This window comes from Cohnella cellulosilytica (assembly GCF_042431195.1).
Lineage (GTDB): Bacteria > Bacillota > Bacilli > Paenibacillales > Paenibacillaceae > Cohnella > Cohnella cellulosilytica.
The window spans coordinates 32,292-50,988 of record NZ_JBHMDN010000014.1 but is presented as its reverse complement, the minus strand read 5'-3'; the positions used below and the strand labels follow the sequence as shown (position 1 = coordinate 50,988).

Below are 18,697 nucleotides of genomic sequence, written 5' to 3'. Positions count from 1 at the left end.
AATTTTCTATGCGAGCGATAACAGATTTTGATACACTACTGATGTACAGCGACTTGGGGGGAATTGCCGGATGCCCGGCTCTGAACGTTAGAGTTAAAATAGAAAGCAGATAGACGCCGGGTGAAGAGAAGGCGCACGACATAGAGAAGGTGAGGAGGTCTTCCGATGTTGACGGACAAGCTGCGCATTCCGGAGCTGCCGGAGGGCATGGTTACGCGCTTACGGCTGATTGAGCGGATCGAGCAGGGAGCATCGGGATCCATCGCGTATTTGTGCGCGCCTGCGGGATACGGCAAAACGGTGCTGCTGGCGGACTGGGCCCGGCGCGCCCGGACGGAACCGGCGTGGCTGACGGTCGGTCCCGAGGACAACGAGCCGACGTCCTTCTGGCAGGCTGTTTTTCGGGCCGTCGATAAGGTCGTCCCGGGTTTTGCGCAGCGAGCCGACGATATTGCGCGGCTAAATTCCGACACGGCCGCAGGCCTGCTCGCTCAAGCATTGGAACGGTTGGATCGGCAGCTGACAGTGGTGCTGGACGATTTCCACCATATTGTCGATGAACGGCTGCTCGCTTCGTTCGCTTATTTGATCGAATATTTGCCGGCTTTCGTCCATATCGTGGCCGCCGGGCGCGGCGAGCCCGCTTTTCCGACGTCGCGGTTGGTCGGCGGTCAGCGGCTGACGATGCTGGGGGCGGCGGATCTGCGCTTCACGCGGCAGGAGGGCGGCGAGTTTTACAATGACGCTTTGGGTTTGGGCCTGTCGGAGGAGGAGGCCGGCGAGCGGGTCAGACTGACGGAAGGCTGGATTGCCGCCATGCGGTTGACGCTGACTGCGATGGACGGCGGGCGGACGCAGTTTGCGGACATGCCGCCGCAGCTGGAGCAGTACCTGCTGAAGGAAGCGTTCATGCCCTTAAGCGAGCCGATGCGCCGTTTCCTGACGGACTGCTCCGTTCTGGAGCCGCTGAACGCCTCCTTGTGCCAAGCCGTTGCCGGAGACGAAAGAAGCCGGGAGCGGTTGGAGGAATTAAGCCGCAAACAGCTGTTCACGTTCCCGTTGGACGAGCGGCAGGACGAATATCGGCTTCACCGGCTGTTTGCCGAATTTTTGCAGCGGCGTCTGAAGAGCGCCGAGCCCGAGCGCATTCCGCGGCTTCTGGAGCAGGCGGCGCTGTGGGGCGAGCGGGAGGGACGGGAACGGGAGGCGCTGGAATATTACGTGGCCTGCGGGCACTACGAAAAGGGAATCCGGCTGCTGGAAGCGATGACGGCGAAGCGGCTGCGCGTCAGCCCGGTCTGGCTGGGGGCGCTGCTGCTGCGGATTCCCGAGCATCTCTTGATGAAGCGGCCGATTCTCTATTTTTCCTGCGTGCATATGCACATGGTGGATGCCCGTTACGAGCAGGCGGAGCGGATGATGACGAATGCGGAGCGACACTACGGGGAGTGCGAGGGGGAATGGACGGAGGAGGACAAGAGCGACTTCTGGGGAGCCCTTTATTACTTCAAAATGATCCATACCTCCATCGAGTTGGGCAACATGGACGAGGCGATGCGATATATGCAGCTGTCCGCGCAATATTGGCCAAACGGTATCCGGCTGATCTTCGCGCAGTCCGGAATCGCCGGGCTGCCGTCTATTGTTCGAAAATACATCCGGCCCAACAAGTTTGTCGAGAAAGCGACGAATCTTGCCATTCTGAAGTATATGTCCCAGACGCTGGGCGAGGTGGGCTGCTCGATGCGGACGTGCCTGGCGGAAGCGCTGTACGGCTACAATGAGCTGGACGAGGCGTGGAGAACAGCCGAGAGCGCTCTGAATACGGCCGTACGCAGCGATCCCAACGCCATTCCGGAGATTCTGCTGGCCGCCCGGCTGGTGCTGAGCGGCGTTCAACGGGCCAAAGGCCGGCACAGCGAAGCGGAGGAGACGCTGAGGGAGACGCGCAAGGACCTGGCGCAGCTTGAGCTGGCCAACGGGCTGCTTCACTGCGACGCGGAGCTGGCGCTGATGGCGTTGGAGAAAGACGACCGCGAGCCGGCGGAGATCTGGCTGAAACGGTATCGGCTGCGCGGGGACCAGTCGTTTACGGCGAGGCAGCTGTACGAGTATCACTGCTTGGCCCGTATCTATGCGGGACTTGGAAGGCAGGAAGAGGCGTTCCGGCTGCTCGAGCGGCTGACGGAGGTGGCGGATGAGGCGAATCTGCTCTATCTCTCGCTTGAGATTGCCGTGACCAAGCTGCTGCTGCTGCACGAGACAGGGCGAACGGAAGAAGCGCTCGCCCTGCTTCGGACGGTGCTGCTCGTCTCCGAGCCGCGGTCGTACGCCCGTCTTTTCTTCGACGGCCGCGAACCGATGGCGGAGCTGCTGGCGCTGTCGATCCGCTCGTGGGATCGGCCGACGATAGGCTCGTATCCGGCTTTGAGTTATATGCGCAGCCTGCTGGCGGGCTTCGGGCGCAGGACGGCGGAGGAGTGGCCGGCCTCGGATCTCGTGCTGATTCTGACGCGCAAGGAGCTGCAGATTCTTCGGTTGATTGCCAGTCGCAAGAGCAACAAGGAGATAGCCGCCGAGCTCGGGATCGGCTACGGCACGGTGCGGACGCATCTTCATCAAATCTATGTCAAGCTCGGGATCGGCAGCAGGAGCGAGGCGATCCGAATCGGCGAGCAATTGGAGGAATAAAGCCGTCACAGCCGTAAAGCTTCGAACGAAAGAGGGCGAGCGATGAACTTCACTGGAGAGAGGGACGAATATTCGGCGAGCCGGCCGCCGATTCCGGCCGCCAAACTGACGATACCCGTCGCGGCGTCCCGCACGTTGAATCGGCAGCGGTTGATCGAGCGCATCCATGAATCCCTGAAGGAGCGAGTGCTGCTCCTGTTCGCGCCGGCCGGCTTCGGCAAGACAACTCTGCTGCAGCAATGGGCGGCATGCAGCGGAACCCGACCGGCGTGGTTTTCCCTCGATCCGGGCGACAACGATCCGGCGCGATTCTGGCAGGATGTAATCCGCGCGATTGACCGGATTCATCCGGGATTCGGAAACTCTGCGGCCGTGGGACGCATGGGGCCGGATCGCTTCAATACGGCATTGGAGGCGCTGACGGACGAGCTGCGGCAATTGCGGGAGGAGCTCGTGCTCGTCCTGGACAATTTTCACGTGATCGCCGATGAGACGCTGCTGTCGTCCATTTCCTATTTTATCGGCAGCATGCCATCGAATGTTCGACTGATTGCGGCGGGCCGTACCGATCCCGTTTGGCCCTTGGCCGAAGAGAAGCTCCCTGCCTCTGCGGCGCGCTTGGGGGCGGACGATCTGTGCTTTAACCTGCAGGAAGGGATCGCCTTCTATGGGGACTGCATGGAGCTGGATCTGTCCAAGGACGAAGCGGGCGAATGGGTAAGCCGAGCCGAAGGCTGGATCGCGGGGATGAAGCTGGCGGCTCTGTCGCTGCGCTGCGCGGCGCCGTCCGAGCAGCAATTGCGAAGCTTCGCGAGCGCCTCCCGGCTGATCGATCAGTATTTGCTGGAGGAAGTATGGCAGCAGCAAAGCGAGGAGATTCGTCGGTTTCTGACGGAATGCTCGGTGCTGCGGGCGTTCTCTCCGTCTCTGTGCGCGGCGGTTGCCGGCAGCGAACGGAGCCGGGAACTGCTGGGAGGGCTGGAGCGGGCCCGGTTGTTCGTCGTTCCGCTGGAAGACCGCATGGGCTGGTTTCGCTTCCACCATCTGTTCGAGGAGTTTCTTCACCGCCTTCTGCGGCGTACCGAGCTGGATCGGATGCCGCAGCTGCTGGAGCGGGCGGGGACGTGGTGCGAGAACGAGGAGCTTCGGGAGGATGCGCTCGATTATTACTTGAGCGGCGGGCATTACGAGAGGGCGATCGAACTGGTGAGCCGGATGCCGGCAAGGAAGGCGGGGGGCGGTACGACTTGGAAGAGCGAGCCGTTCTCGCGGATTCCGGGACATGTGCTGAGCAGACATCCTTTTCTTTATTTCTCGCACGTGCATTCGGTGCTGGTCGGCGATGCCGACTACGACAGGGCCGAGAAGATGCTGCGCTATGCGGAAAGCCGATACGAAGACAATCAGGCGGGGTGGACGGACGAGGAACGGAACGAATTTTGGGGCAGCTATCATTTTCTGAAAATGTGCTGTGCCGCCAGCTTTCTTCACGATCTTGAACAGGTTGATCTGAACCTGCGTCTGTCCAAGCAATACAGCCCCGCAGGCGCCAGACTGATTCCGGCCAAGCCGAAGTTCACCGGGCTGCCGTCGATTTCCCGCGAGTATATCCGGTCGTACTCGGATTTAAGCGACAGCAAGCAGCTTGTTTCTTTCCTTCGGGGCCTCGTCGGCTCTTTGGAAAAAGCGGGCCTGGCCGCGGTGCCTCTCGCTTGCCTGGCGGAGCTGCAATATGAGTTCGACGTGCCGGACGAGGCGGAAAAGTATGCCGCAAGAGCGCTGAAGTCGGGGGATGCGGCGCATCCCGACCGCGCGGCGGCGCTGCTGCCCGCCCGCCTGACGTTGTTCCACGTTCAGAAGCTTCGCGGCGAACGAGCAAGGGCGATGAAAACGCTGCAGGAGACGAAGCGAGAGCTCGCGGAGCTTGATCTGGCGGATTCGCTGATCTATTGCGACGCGGAGCTGGTCTTGATGGCGCTGGAGGAAGATCGGGGGGAGCCGGCTACGGCCTGGCGCAGGCAGTATCCGATGCGCGTCGGGGACGCAATCGACGGAGGGAAGTTGTACGAATACCAGTGTCTGGCCCGAATTGCCGCAGCGCAGGGAAGGTATGACGAGGCGATGAGCTTGACGGAGAAGCTGCTTGAGCTGGCAATCCGGACGGATCGGTTCCAGATCGAGATCGAATTGTCGGTGTTGAAGCTGACCCTGCTTCGCCGGACGGGGCGTACGGACGAGGCGCTGCGGCTACTGCGCCCGGTACTGCGCGCTTCGGAACTGCGGGGCTACAGGCGGACTTTGCTCGACGCCGGTCAGCCGTTGGCCGAACTGCTGCCGCTGCTGCTGGCCGAATCGTGGGAGCGGCAGGAGGAGGGGAACTGGCCCTCGCCCGGTTACGTGCGGGATCTGCTGTTTGACTTCGGCTGGAATTTGGCGGCAGACGGCCTGACCGATCCGGCATCAAGTCTGACGAGGAAGGAACGCGAGGTGCTGCGGCTCATCGTGAATCGGCGCACGAACAAGGAGATTGCAAACGGGCTTGGCATCGGCATCGGAACAGTAAAGTCGCATATCAAAAATATTTACAGCAAGCTGGAGGTGAACAGCAGGGCCGAGGCCATCTGGAAAGGAGCGCTAATGGATCTGTAAGTTCGCCGTCCGGCTGCCGTTTTGCCGTTCGCGGCATCGTATAAGTTAGCCCCTCGAAGCATTGGCTTCGAGGGGCTTTTTGGCGTCTGTGACGTTGAGGCAATCTATACAGGGGGGGAGTTTTTTCCGGGATATCCTCTTTGTATAATAACAGACGTTACGACAAACAGATTGATAGATTCGGCAGGATGCTGGATAAGCCTCTATATTGTTAATCTATATTTTTTGCAAGAGAAAGGAAGAAAAAGATTATGAATCGCGATTGGCGACGGTCGGCAGCTTCTTCATTCCGAAAAACAGTGCTCTTCAGGAGTCTTTGCCTCATGCTCCTGTTCGGAGGAGTGTCCGCGCTCGGCTTCCAGCCAGCCTATGCGGCCGATCGGACGGCAGCGACATGGAGCGAACTGACGGATGCGTTCCAAACCGCGCCGAGCGGCGACACGATTGTATTAAGCGCCGATATTACGCAGACGTCGGGTTCGCTGCTCGTGCCAGCAGGGGCAAGTCGTACACTCGATCTGAACGGTCATAAGTTGTCCATCACAGCGCTCCCCCTGGAGGATGTTCCCGCAGTGAGGGTCTATGACGGTTCATCCTTGACGATTAACGACAGGGCCGGAGGCGGGGTATTAAACGCGACCGGCAGCCCGGGGGGCTGGGGGGCGGGCATCGGGTCGAACAGCCAGCAATCCGCCGGAACCCTCATTATTAACGGCGGGACGGTCAATGCGACCGGCGGCAACCAGGGAGCTGCAGGAATCGGCGGCGGATTTTCAAAGTCCGGCGGAACGGTGATCATCAACGGCGGGGTCGTCTACGCAACCGGCTTCGGCGGCGCTGCGGGAATTGGCGGCGGAATTGGGGGAGCTGGCGGAACGGTGATCATCAACGGCGGGAACGTGAATGCGACCGGCAACAATGGCGGCGCCGGCATCGGAGCCGGTTATTCTCAGGACCCTAATCCTGCGGCCGGCGCAGCGGTGACGATCACGGGGGGAACGGTTACGGTGTCTGCGGGCAATACACCCGGTTATTCAGCGATCGGAGGAAAACCGTTCGGTTCATTGAGCAATAGCGGCAGCGGTACAATCGTGATTCCGAGCGGACAGGTTTTGATTATTCCGTCCGGGATTACTTTTGAGAATGCCGGGAAGATTGAAGGCGGGGGTACGATTAAGGGAGAGGGAATCATCCAGAATACCGGCACGATCAATAGTTCCGTATCGGGGGTCGCAGTCGAAGGCAATGCCTACGATTTGACGTTCGATTTGAACGGCGCGCCCGGCGCGGCGCCGTCTTCTTTGCATGTGTTGGCCTCGACGGTACAGGCAGCCGGATTGAGTCTGACCGTTCCGACTCCTCCGGGATATGAGTTCGATGGATGGTATACGTCCTCCGGCGTTCCGTTTACGGCCACGACTCCGATCGGTTCGATTACGAGCACCGCCAGCGCAACGTTGTATGCGAAGTGGAAAGATTTCAAAATTGAGTCGGTTGTCCCGATATCGGATATCCATGTCTCGTACGACACGCCGTTAAGCGCCATCGCTTTGCCTGCGATCGTTAATGTGACGCTCAGCAACGGGGAGACAAAAGCGGCGGCAGTAGCATGGGACGGAGGTACTCCGGCGTATAATGGCACACAGCCCGGCACCTATACGCTCACGGGTACGTTAACGGTTCCTTCAGGCTCGACGAACCCGGACAATAGGACCGCGAGCGTAAGTGTCGTCGTAGGTGGTCCGAGGGTAACTTCGGTTGAGGCGCTGTCGGATATAAATGTATTGTTCGCCACGCCAAGAACCGCCATCGGGCTGCCTGCGACCGTAAACGTGACGCTCATCAGCGGGGAGACGGCGTCGGCGTCGGTGGCCTGGGATACAGGTACTCCGTTCTACAATTTCCTCGAGCGCGGTACGTATACGTTCACGGGTACGCTGGTGGCTTCCGCAGATTTTGTAAATCCGGATGGGATAACAGCAAGTGTCAGAGTCGTCGTAGGGGACCCGCCGATCTTATCGGTGAGCACATTGTCGGATAAACATGTCCCATACGGCACGCTGATAAGCGCCATCGGGTTGCCTGCAACCGTGAACGTGACGCTCAGAAACGGAGAGGTGAAAACGGCGTCGGTGACCTGGAACGGAGGCGCCCCGGCATATGACGGCACTCGGCCGGGCAGTTACTCGTTCACAGGTACGTTGGCGACTCCCGCCGATTCGACGAACCCGGACAATAAGACGGCAAGCATTACTGTCGTTGTAGAAGACCCGACCGTCACCTCGGTTGCGGCGTTATTGGATATTCATGTTCCGTACGGCACGCTGATAAGCGCCATCGGATTGCCAACGACAGTCGACGTGACGCTCAGCAGCGGGGAGACAAAAGCAGCGTCGGTGAGCTGGAACGGAGGCTCTCCGACGTATAATGGCACTCAGCCCGGAAGTTATTCGTTCACGGGTACGCTGGCGGCTCCGGCGGGCTCGACGAATCCGGGTGGTCTAACGGCGAGTGTCCATGTCATCGTAGAAGACCCGACCGTCACTTCGGTTGCGGCGTTATTTGATATTCATGTCCCGTACGGCACGGAGCTGGAAGACATCGGGCTGCCGACAACGGTAGACGTAACTCTGAGCAGCGGGGATACCGGGGAAGCAACGGTAACATGGAACGGGGGCATTCCGGCGTATAGTGGCACCCAGCCCGGAAGTTATTCGTTCATGGGTACGCTGGCGGCTCCGGCGGGCTCGACGAATCCGGACAATAGGACGGCGAGTATTACTGTCGTTGTAGAAGACCCGACAGTAACCTCAGTGAGCATGCTGCCGGACATCCATGTCCCGTACGGCACGGAGCTGGAAGACATCGAGTTGCCAGCAAAGGTAGACGTAACTCTGAGCAGCGGGGATACCGAGGAAGCAGCGGTAACATGGAACGGGGGCATTCCGGCGTATAATGGCACCCAGCCCGGAAGTTATTCGTTCACGGGTACGCTGGCGGCTCCGGCGGGCTCGACGAATCCGGACAATAGGACGGCGAGTATTACTGTCGTTGTAGAAGACCCGACAGTAACCTCAGTGAGCACGCTGTCGGACATCCATGTCCCGTACGGCACGGAGCTGGAAGCCATCGGGTTGCCAGCAAAGGTAGACGTAACTCTGAGCAGCGGGGATACCGAGGAAGCAGCGGTAACATGGAACGGGGGCACTCCGACGTATAGTGGCACTCAACCTGGCACGTACGTGTTCAAAGGTACGTTAACAGCTCCCGCAGGCTCGACGAATCCGGACAATAGGATGGCGAGCGTGAATGTGGTCGTAGAGGATCCGACAGTCACCTCGGTTAACGCAATCCCGGACATTCATATACCGTACGGTACAGCGTTGGAAGATATCGGATTGCCGGCAACGGTAGACGTAACCCTGAGCAGTGGGGATATCGAGCATGCGACGGTGACGTGGAACGGAGGCGTTCCGGCGTATAATGGCACTCAGCCCGGCACGTATACGTTCACAGGTACGTTAGCGGCCCCTGCCGGTTCGACGAATCCGAGTGGTTTAACGGCGAGCGTTAATGTCATCGTAGAAGATCCGACCGTCACTTCGGTTGCGGCATTATTGGATATCCATGTTCCGTATGGCACGTTGATAAACGCTATCGGTTTGCCAGCGACCGTGGACGTGACGCTCAGCAGCGGGGAGACAAAAGCAGCGTCGGTGAGCTGGAACGGAGGTGTTCCGGCGTATAATGGCACTCAACCGAGCACGTACGTGTTCACAGGTACGTTGGCGGCCCCCGCAGGCTCGACGAATCCGGACAATAGGACGGCAAGTATTACTGTCGTTGTAGAAGACCCGACCGTCACCTCGGTGAGCACGCTGTCGGATATTCATGTGCCGTACGGCACAGAACTAGTAGATGTCGGGCTTCCGACAACGGTAAACGTAACCCTGAGCAGCGGGGATACCGATCAAGCAACGATAACGTGGAACGGAGGCACTCCGACGTATAGTGGCACTCAGCCCGGCACGTATACGTTCGCAGGTACGCTAACGGCTCCTGTCGGCTCGACGAACCCGGACAATAGGATGGCGAGCGTGAATGTGATCGTAGAAGATCCAACAGTAACCTCGGTGAACACGCTGTCGGATATCCATGTTCCGTATGGAACAGAACTAGTAGATGTCGAGCTTCCGACAACGGTAGACGTGACCCTGAGCAGCGGGGATACCGAGCAAGCAGCGGTAATATGGAACGGAGGCACTCCGACGTATAGTGGCACTCAGCCCGGCACGTACGTGTTCACAGGTACGTTAACGGCTCCCGTAGGTTCGACGAACCCGGACAATAGGACGGCAAGCATTACTGTCGTTGTAGAAGACCCAACAGTAACCTCAGTCGGCACGTTGTCAGACATTCATGTGCCTTATGGCACAGAATTGGAAGACATCGGGCTGCCGACAACGGTAGACGTAACCCTGAGCAGTGGGGATACCGAGCAAGCAGCGGTAACATGGAACGGGGGCACTCCGGCGTATAATGGCACCCAACCGGGCACGTACCTGTTCACAGGTACGTTAACGGCTCCGGCGGGCTCGACGAATCCGGACAATAGGATGGCGAGTGTGAATGTGATCGTAGAAGACCCGACAGTCATCTCGGTTGATGCAATCTCGGACATCTATGTCCCGTACGGAACAGAGCTGGAAGACATCGGGCTACCGACAACGGTAGACGTAATCCTGAGTAGCGGGGATACCGAGCAAGCAACGGTAATGTGGGATGGAGGCACTCCGGCGTATAATGGCACCCAACCGGGCACGTATACGTTCACAGGTACGTTAACGGCTCCAGCAGGTTCGACGAATCCGGACAATAAGACCGCGAGCGTCCATGTCATCGTAGGAGACCCGACAGTTATCTCGGTTGCCCCATTATCGGACATCCGTGTTTCGTACGGCACGAGGTTAGATAACGTCAAGCTGCCGACAACGGTGGACGTAAGCCTGAGCAGCGGGGATACCGAGCAAGCGACGGTGACGTGGGATGGAGGAGATCCGGCCTACAGCGGTACGAAGTCCGGCAGATACACGTTCACCGGAACGCTGACACCGCCGGCCGGGACGGCCAATCCAGACAACCTGACAGCGAGCGTGATCGTCATCGTGGACAGCGCCCGGAGTTCGGGGGCGGCCCCGGTTCCTCTCGATACAAGTACAAGAGTCTATTGCGGAGCCGGAGGCTGCACGGTCAGTTTGGGCGACCAGGTGGAGGTTACTGTTCCGCCCAAGGCGACGAGCCTTCCCTTCTACCTTACGTTAGAGAGGCTTGAGGAGGATGAGCTGGAGCTGCCCGATGGAGCGCAGTGGCTGAGCCAGGTTTTCAGTCTGACCTGGAGTGATGAGGATCAACCTCTTCTGCTGCCGATGACGCTGCTCATCAGGCTCGAATCCGCGAAGATCGGGGAAGGCCGCAGAGCCGCTCTGTTCGCTTACGATGAGTCGACCGGTAAGTGGTCGGAGGTAAACGGCAGTCTTGCGGGAGAGGTGTTCACGGCTCAGACAGACAAGTTTGCCGATTTCGCCGTCCTCTCCGTCGCCAAGCAGGTACCGCCATCCCAACCGCAACCGGAGGAGGAGCCCGGCACCCTGTTCAATGATATAACCGGACATTGGGCGGAGGCGGAGATCAAAGCGGCGGTGGCCAAAGGGATCGTGACGGGGTACCAGGACGGCACCTTCCGTCCGAATCAACAGGTGTCGCGCGTAGAGTTTACGGCGATGCTCAACCGCGCATTAAGGCTGATTGGCAGCGGAGGCGCGAGCGAGAGTCCGCAGCCGGAGTTCGCCGACGCGGCAAGCATTCCGGCGTGGGCGCGGTCATCCGTTGCGGAAGCGACGGCGCAAGGGCTGATCCGGGGGTTCGAGGACGGGACGTTCCGGCCCGGCGAGCTCATAAGCCGGACGGAAATGGCGGCGATCGCGGCGCGTGCGCTGCATCTGGCGCAAGCGCCGGAGGCGAAGCCCGATTTCGCGGATGCGGATGAAATTCCGGCGTGGGCGAGGGAAGCCGTGGCGGCTGTGCAGCAAGCCGGGCTTATGAAAGGGATGAACGGAAACCGCTTTGCTCCCCGTACTCCCGTAACTCGGGCAGAAGCAGCCGGACTGATTATCAGAATGATGGAGCGAGAGTGACGGCACCGCCGCCAAACCCCACAAGAATCGCCCTCTGCCCGGCCAAGAAGGTCAGGCGGGGGGTGTTTGGCGTTTACGCAGGGGACTGTCGGGAATAGAGGGAGATAAAGGAGTCGGGAATCGAATTTTGTCGATTAAATTGACATCCTCTTACCGAATGAAGTACACTATTCATAAAATGTAATAATTACGATTAAATGAAATCTTATTTTCACGCGACTACTAATGAAGGGTGGATTGCACGGATGATGAAATCGACGGGGATTGTCAGGAAAGTGGACGAGTTGGGGAGAATCGTGATCCCGATCGAGCTGCGCCGGACGTTGGAAATTGAAGAGAAGGATTCGCTGGAGATCTTTGTGGACGGGGAACGGATTATGCTGCGCAAGTACGAGCCGACTTGTATTTTTACGGGAAGCGCGGAGAACTTGGTGTATTTTTACGGCAAGCTGATCAGTAGAGACTGTATCGCTGAGCTCCAGCAATTATTCGCTTCGACTGAGGAAGAGGGGCAGTCCGTTCGTCGCCCGATTTAGGCATAATCGTTTTAACAGAAGAATAAATCGTAATAATTACTAAATGAACAAAAGGGGTATGAGAATTGAAGCTCTATGATTGTCTAATTGTGGGCGGAGGCGCAGCGGGAATCGGGATGGGGTGCGTGCTGCAGGAGCTGGGCGTCGAACGCTTCGGCATTCTCGAACGCGGGGAGATCGGTTCTTCTTTTCTTATGTGGCCGAAGGAGATGCGCATGATCACGCCTTCCTTTACAAGCAATGCATACGGGATGCTGGATCTTAACGCAATCGCCTTGAAAACGTCCCCTGCGTATACGCTCGGCACGGAGCATCCTTCGGGCGAAGACTATGCGAACTACCTGCATGCCGTGGCTGCTTATAAAAAATTGCCCGTGCAGACCGGCGTGGACGTCGCTTCGATTCAGCCGCTGCCGGAAGGCGGCTTTGAGCTGCAGACGTCGCAAGGAACGATGCGCAGCCGGTACGTGATCTGGGCGGCCGGGGAATTCCAGTATCCGCGGCTGGACAGCTTTCCCGGCGCGGAATATGCGATCCATAACAGTCTGATCCGCCAGTGGCAGGAGGTGGAGGGCGAGGAGGTCGTCGTCATCGGCGGTTACGAGAGCGGCGCCGACGCGGCGATTCATCTGAGCCGGCTGGGGAAAAAAGTGACGTTGATCGATCGCAACGGCCGCTGGACGCAAAAAGGCAGCAGCGACCCGAGCGTCGAGCTGTCGCCGTATACGAAGGATCGCTTAAAGGGAACGGAGAAAGGGACCATCGAGCTGATGGCCGGTTATGAGGTCCAGTGGATTGAAACGGCGGACGATGGAGGCTACCTGATTTATTGCGAAGGAGCTTCCGGCAGCAGCAACCGTTTCGTGAAGACGAGCCATCAACCGATTTTGGCCACGGGCTTCAAGGGAAGTCTGGGAATGATTCAGCATCTGTTCGAGCAAGACGCCCGCGGGGTGACGCTGCTAAGCGAGCAAGACGAGTCAACGACAACGCCGGGGCTGTTCGTCAGCGGTCCGAGCGTCACGCATGGCAATTTGTTGTTTTGCTTTATCTACAAATTCCGCCAGCGCTTCGGCATTGTGGCCGAAGCCATCGCGAACCGGCTGGGGCTGGATACGCAAGCGCTGGAGGAATACCGCAAACAGGGAATGATGCTGTCCGATCTGAGCTGCTGCGGGGAGGATTGCACATGCTGACCCAAGCGCTGGAGGAGCCGCGAACGGCGGTGCTGATCGGCTTCGAATCCTCCGGCAAATCGGCGCTGTTCCGCGGTCTCACCGGGGAGGCGACGGGGGAGGAGGCCAACTTTCGCGGTTCGACGATTCGCTCGCGCAAAGGGCGTCTGACCGCCGAACTGGACCTTGCGGATCTGCCCGGCATCCGGGCCAAGGACGACAGCAGAACGACGCAGGAGGCGATCGGGGCGACAACCGAGGCGGATATTGCCGTTCTTGTCGTTCGCGCCACGCATGCCGCGGCAGAGCTGCCGCTGCTGCTGGAGGCCGTGAAGCTGGAAGGCAAACGGGCGGTGCTTGTCTTGACGTTTGCGGATAAAATGTCGGCCAATTTGGCGGAGCTGGCGCGATACTACGGCGACTGGCTGGGGATTCCCGTTCGCACGGCGGACGCTCGCCGACTGACCGAGGCCGGAAGAACGGAGCTGCTCTTATCGCTGGCCATCGCCAAGCCGATTCGACCGAAGGCGAAGGAATTGCTGAAACCGGATTTTCCCGTCGTCCATCCGCAATCGACCTGGTTCGAGCATCCCGTATGGGGACGGCCTCTGTCGCTCATGATGACGCTGCTGCTGTTTGCCGTTCCGGTGCTGCTCGCTTATCTGCTGTCGACTTGGCTGCAGCCGATTGTCGACCGGAGCGTTATCGATCCGATCAAATCGCTGTTTGACGGCGCTTCTACGATTGTGCAGGCGCTGATCGTTGGCGATTACGGCATCGTCACGCTCGGCTGGTACTCCTTCCTCTGGGCGTTCCCGGTCGTGCTGCTGCTCGGGATCAGCGTCGCGCTGGCGGAGGAGACCGGGATCAAGGATCGGATCACCGACTCGCTGGACGGCTGGATGCGCCTCATCGGATTAAGCGGCCGCGATCTGATTCCCGTCCTGTCCGGTTTCGGCTGCAATGTCGTGGCCGTCTTTCAAAGCCGGGCATGCAGCGCTTGTACCCGCAAATCCTGCGTATCGTTGATCACATTCGGTGCCGCATGCAGCTATCAGATCGGCGCTTCCTTGTCGGTGTTCGGCTCGGCCGGCCATCCCTGGCTGTTTGTCCCGTACTTAGCCGTATTATTCTTCGTCGGCGCTTTGCATACAAGGCTATGGAACCGAACGTCGAGCCAGCTTGCTTCTCCGGTGTATGAGAGCAAAACCTTCCTGCAGAAGCCGGGGCTCCGCGCCGTCAGCTGGCGGGTTCGCACGGTGGTTAAGCAGTTTCTGCTTCAGGCGATGCCGATCTTTATCGCGATTTGTTTGACGGCCACCGTCCTGCAGCTGACCGGCATTTTGGAAAGGTTATATAAGGCTGCGGGGCCCGTCATGGAATGGTTTCACTTGCCGGCGGAAGCGGCGAGCGGCGTTATCTTCTCCATTTTGCGCAAGGACGGGCTGCTGATTTTGAATCAGAACGAAGGGGGCTTCCTGCAGTCGCTGCACGCGGGCCAGGTTTTTGTGCTGGTGTATCTGGCTTCCACGTTAACCGCCTGTCTGGTGACGCTGTGGACGGTGAGAAAGGAGCTCGGGTGGTCGTTCGCTCTTACGCTTGCGGGCAAACAAGCGCTTACGTCTCTCGTGTCAACGGGAATCATTTTGCTGGTGGTAGGCGGATGAACCGGGAAAGGAAATTCATATGATTCTGTCCGATCAAACGATACGGCAGCTTATTCTCCAAAAGGAGCTGGCCGTGGAGCCGCTGACGGAGGAGCAAATTCAGCCTGCCTCCGTCGACCTGCGGCTAGGCGCCCATTTTCTGAAAACAAAGGAATTCGTAAACGGGATAATGACACTGGAGGAGGAGATGACGTATGAAGCGTTCGAGAGCGAAGCGGTCGTTATTCCTCCGCAGTCTTTTTTACTGGCGACTACCCTCGAAACGATCCGCCTGCCGGATGACGTAACCGCATTTGTGGAAGGAAGAAGTTCAATCGGCCGCATGGGCCTGTTTATTCAAAACGCGGGCTGGGTCGATCCGGGCTTTGAAGGTCAAATTACGCTGGAGCTGTTTAATGCGAATCGATTGCCGATCAAGCTGTCCGCCGGACGGCGCATTTGCCAGCTGGTGTTCGCCAAGATGGATCGCAAAACCGAAAATGCCTATCGCGGGAAATACCAAGGACAACGAAATGCGGTCGGCAGCCGGATTCATCTGGATAACGATTTAAATGGATAGTCATGCTGACATTTGAATTAAGGGAGATAGACAATGAATAAACGTTTGGGAACCGTATCGCTGTGCCTTTTAATCTTATTAGGATTGTTCCTCGTCAGCGCCTGCAGCAGCAACTCGTCACAAACGGGGGAAGCGTCGTCCAATGACAATCCGGACGCATCCGAAAGCGCGGAGGTCTCGTCGCCCGTCCCGGCGCAAGACAACGGGGGAGAAGAACAAGTGGTCATCCGCCACACGATGCACGATCACGAATTTACGCCCGAGAAGATCGCGGAATTCGAGCAAGAGCATCCGAATATAAAAATCGAAACGGTGCCGGCCGATTACAACAAGTTGATGTCGATGATTGCCGCAGGGGACGTGCCGGACATTATTCGCGTCGATTTGTCGGAGCTGCCGGGTTATGTCATCAAGGGGATGGCGCTTGATCTAACCGATTATTTCAACGGCAGCCCGGTGCTTCGGCCGGACGACTTTCTGCCCATCGTTAACCAGTTCCGTTTCGATAGCGATAAGAGAATACAAGGCGAAGGACCGATCTACGGCTTCCCCATGGATGTTTCTCCCGATTTTTCGATGGTTTATAACAAAAAGCTGTTCGAAGCTGCGAAGGTTCCCTTTCCCAGCAGCACAGAAGCGATGTCGTGGAGCGAGCTGGCAGAGCTGGCAAAGAAGCTGACGAAGAAAGACGGAGATCAAGTGACGCAGTACGGTCTCGCCTATTACAAAGGCGATATCACGGCGAACCAGGATCTGCTTAACCTGCAGCTTCTGCAGCTGGGAAGCAGCGCTTACAGCGCGGACTTCACATCGGCGGATTATACGACGCCGGAAATAAAGAACTTGCTTCAGTTCTGGGCGGATACGACCGAAGCTGCGATTGGACCGAACCCGTTGCATCCGGCAACGGAGTGGGTCGGCCAATTGTTTGTCGATAACAAGGTCGGGATGATGATGATCGGATACAGAGGCGCGGGATTCCTGAAAGCCAATCCGTCGACCAAGGACCGTCTGGACGATTTTGGCGTGGCGCCGGCGCCGGTAGCCGACAACGGAACCCGGATTTCGCCGACAGGCTTTGGGACCGGAGCGATGATCTACAGCCAGTCGAAGCATCCGAAGGAAGCCTGGACGGTGTACGAATGGTTTCTCGGCGGCAAGCCGGAGGAGGAGCTCGTCAAGGCGAGCCTCGCCCTGCCCGGGACGCACAAATTGATGGAGCTGCTGCCCAAGGAGACGGAGTTCGACAAAATGAACTTCGAATTCATTCAGAACGAATTGAAGTATAACAACGAAGCATTGCCGTTTAACCCTTATCTGACCTATCAGGCTGTGGACTCGGTGTTCGAAAAGTACTTTACGCCGGTTTATTACCATAAAGATACGGTTGACGGAGCCGCGAAGAAAATAACGGAAGAACTGAATATCCTCATTCGTGAAGGCATGCAATTGCTTGACAACGGCTGACCGGAAATATCCATGAAAAGAAGAACGAAAGAAGCGCTGGAGTTCTACTTGTTCATCTCTCCCTGGTTTGTCGTGTTCTTTCTGTTCGGTCTGCTTCCTCTGCTATTTGGATTGTATTTGAGTTTTACGAATTTCGCGGGCTTTAATATGCATGCCGTCAAGTGGATCGGATTTGAGAATTACGTCAAAGTGTTCACCGACAACGATGCTATGTACGCGCTCGGACGGACGTTCTTGATTACGGTCCTGATCGTCCCGGCGAGCCTTGTCGCCGGATTTATGCTGGCTGTGCTGCTGAACCGGAACGTGAAGCCTGTCGGCATTTATCGCATGCTGTTTTACATGCCTTCTATCGTTCCGGTCGTGGCGACCGGAACGATGTGGCGTTCTATTTTCGTTCAGGACGGGCTGGCCAACCAATTGCTGAGCGGATTGGGAATGAAGCCAATCGACTGGCTCGGCTACGATTATGCGACGCTCTCTCTGTTTATCATGCTGCTCTGGGGGAGCGGCGGAGGCCTATTGATCAATTTGGCCGGATTGAAGGGCGTACCCAAGCATTTGTATGAAGCTGCGACGATCGACGGCGCTTCAACGGGGCAGCGGTTTATGAAGATTACGATTCCGCTTGTGACGCCTGTTTTGTTTTTTCAACTGGTGATGCATGTCATCCTCTCGGTGCAAATTTTCGTGCAGCCGATTCTGCTCGCTTCCAAATCGAACAGCCTGCTGTCTTTGCCGATTCGTCCCAATTATCTGTTCTCGGTGCACGCGTTTCAACAAATATTCGCCTTTAACCGATACGGGTACGGACTGGCACTGCTGTGGGTCATGTTTATCCTGATTTTGCTTTTGACCGCGATTCTATTTACAACAAGCAGGTTGTGGGTGTTCTACGAGGTTGAGCAGGAGGGGAGATAACGTGGTTCAGACTCACTTCCGCTTCCGGGCGGCACGAATGGGATTGTACGGCCTCCTCATCCTGCTGTCCGCCCTGTTCGTTCTGCCACTTTATTGGCTCGTGGCGAATTCTCTGCAGTCGGCTGGTTCCTCGATGGCCTTTTGGCCGGAGGGATTACATTGGGAAAACTATACTTTGGCAGTGACATTGATTGATTATGGGAAGTATGCCCGGAACTCGATCATCATTGCGTCCATCTCCGTCGCGATCCCTGCCTTTACGAGCGCTCTTGTCGGTTTTGGCTTCGCTCGGCTCCGCGGCCCCGGGAAAAACGCGCTGTTTATGTTGATGCTGTCGACCATGATGCTGCCGGAAATCGTGACGCAAATTCCAACGTACGTCCTCTTTTTTCAGATCGGGTTTATCCATACGTTTTGGCCCTGGCTGTTCTGGGCGATTGGCGGCAGCGCCGTCGGTATTTTTCTGTATCGCCAGTTTTTCTCCGACATTCCCAAGGAGTTGGAGGAGGCGGCGAGAATCGACGGCTGTTCGACGTTCCGCATCTTTTGGAGCATTTTCCTGCCCGTCTCCCTGCCCGTAGTCGCAACGGTATCCATCCTGTTACTCAACAGGGCTTGGGGCAGCGACTACGTGACGCCGTTTATGTTTTTGCGGCTTGATCAATACCCGCTGTCAACGGCGCTTTTCTCGATCGGCTACACCTGGCCCTCGGGTCAAAGCATTCCGATTGTCCAAAGCGCGGGAGTCGTTCTGTTCGTCCTGCCGATCCTCACTGTCTTTATTGCAGGTCAGCGATATTTGACGGAAGGGATCGTATATTCGAGCGTTAAAGGGTGA

The 18,697-nt window shown here is 57.8% G+C and carries 10 protein-coding genes; all 10 read left to right on the top strand.

Annotation, left to right across the window (positions count from 1 at the left end; translation table 11 throughout):
- The first annotated feature begins 165 nt into the window (after window positions 1-165).
- Window positions 166-2,691, top strand: coding sequence for a winged helix-turn-helix domain-containing protein (locus tag ACFFT4_RS11085; protein WP_378047616.1), 2,526 nt, complete (start codon window positions 166-168; stop codon window positions 2,689-2,691).
- Between the two features lie 42 nt (window positions 2,692-2,733).
- On the top strand, window positions 2,734-5,340 hold the full coding sequence (locus ACFFT4_RS11080) for a winged helix-turn-helix domain-containing protein (RefSeq protein WP_378047614.1): 2,607 nt from the start codon (window positions 2,734-2,736) through the stop codon (window positions 5,338-5,340).
- Between the two features lie 323 nt (window positions 5,341-5,663).
- Window positions 5,664-11,534 carry an Ig-like domain-containing protein gene (locus ACFFT4_RS11075; RefSeq protein WP_378047612.1) on the top strand — a complete coding sequence of 1,957 codons (5,871 nt, stop codon included), beginning with the start codon at window positions 5,664-5,666 and terminating at the stop codon, window positions 11,532-11,534.
- A 245-nt stretch (window positions 11,535-11,779) separates the two neighbouring features.
- Window positions 11,780-12,070 (top strand): AbrB/MazE/SpoVT family DNA-binding domain-containing protein, encoded by a 291-nt coding sequence (locus ACFFT4_RS11070; protein ID WP_378047610.1) that lies wholly within the window; start codon window positions 11,780-11,782, stop codon window positions 12,068-12,070.
- A 65-nt stretch (window positions 12,071-12,135) separates the two neighbouring features.
- Window positions 12,136-13,266 (top strand): NAD(P)/FAD-dependent oxidoreductase, encoded by a 1,131-nt coding sequence (locus tag ACFFT4_RS11065; protein ID WP_378047608.1) that lies wholly within the window; start codon window positions 12,136-12,138, stop codon window positions 13,264-13,266.
- On the top strand, window positions 13,260-14,912 hold the full coding sequence (locus tag ACFFT4_RS11060; protein WP_378047606.1) for a nucleoside recognition domain-containing protein: 1,653 nt from the start codon (window positions 13,260-13,262) through the stop codon (window positions 14,910-14,912). The genes ACFFT4_RS11065 and ACFFT4_RS11060 overlap by 7 nt, the downstream gene beginning before the upstream one ends.
- Window positions 14,913-14,931: 19 nt before the next feature.
- Entirely contained in the window at window positions 14,932-15,471 is a 540-nt protein-coding gene (gene dcd, locus ACFFT4_RS11055) for a dCTP deaminase (protein WP_378047604.1), read from the top strand.
- Between the two features lie 33 nt (window positions 15,472-15,504).
- Complete coding sequence (locus ACFFT4_RS11050) at window positions 15,505-16,938, top strand: ABC transporter substrate-binding protein (protein WP_378047602.1); 1,434 nt, start codon at window positions 15,505-15,507, stop codon at window positions 16,936-16,938.
- A 12-nt stretch (window positions 16,939-16,950) separates the two neighbouring features.
- A complete protein-coding gene (locus ACFFT4_RS11045) occupies window positions 16,951-17,859 on the top strand; it encodes a carbohydrate ABC transporter permease (RefSeq protein WP_378047601.1) in 909 nt (302 codons plus the stop codon).
- A 1-nt stretch (window position 17,860) separates the two neighbouring features.
- Window positions 17,861-18,697, top strand: a complete 837-nt coding sequence (locus ACFFT4_RS11040; RefSeq protein ID WP_378047599.1) for a carbohydrate ABC transporter permease — start codon at window positions 17,861-17,863, stop codon at window positions 18,695-18,697.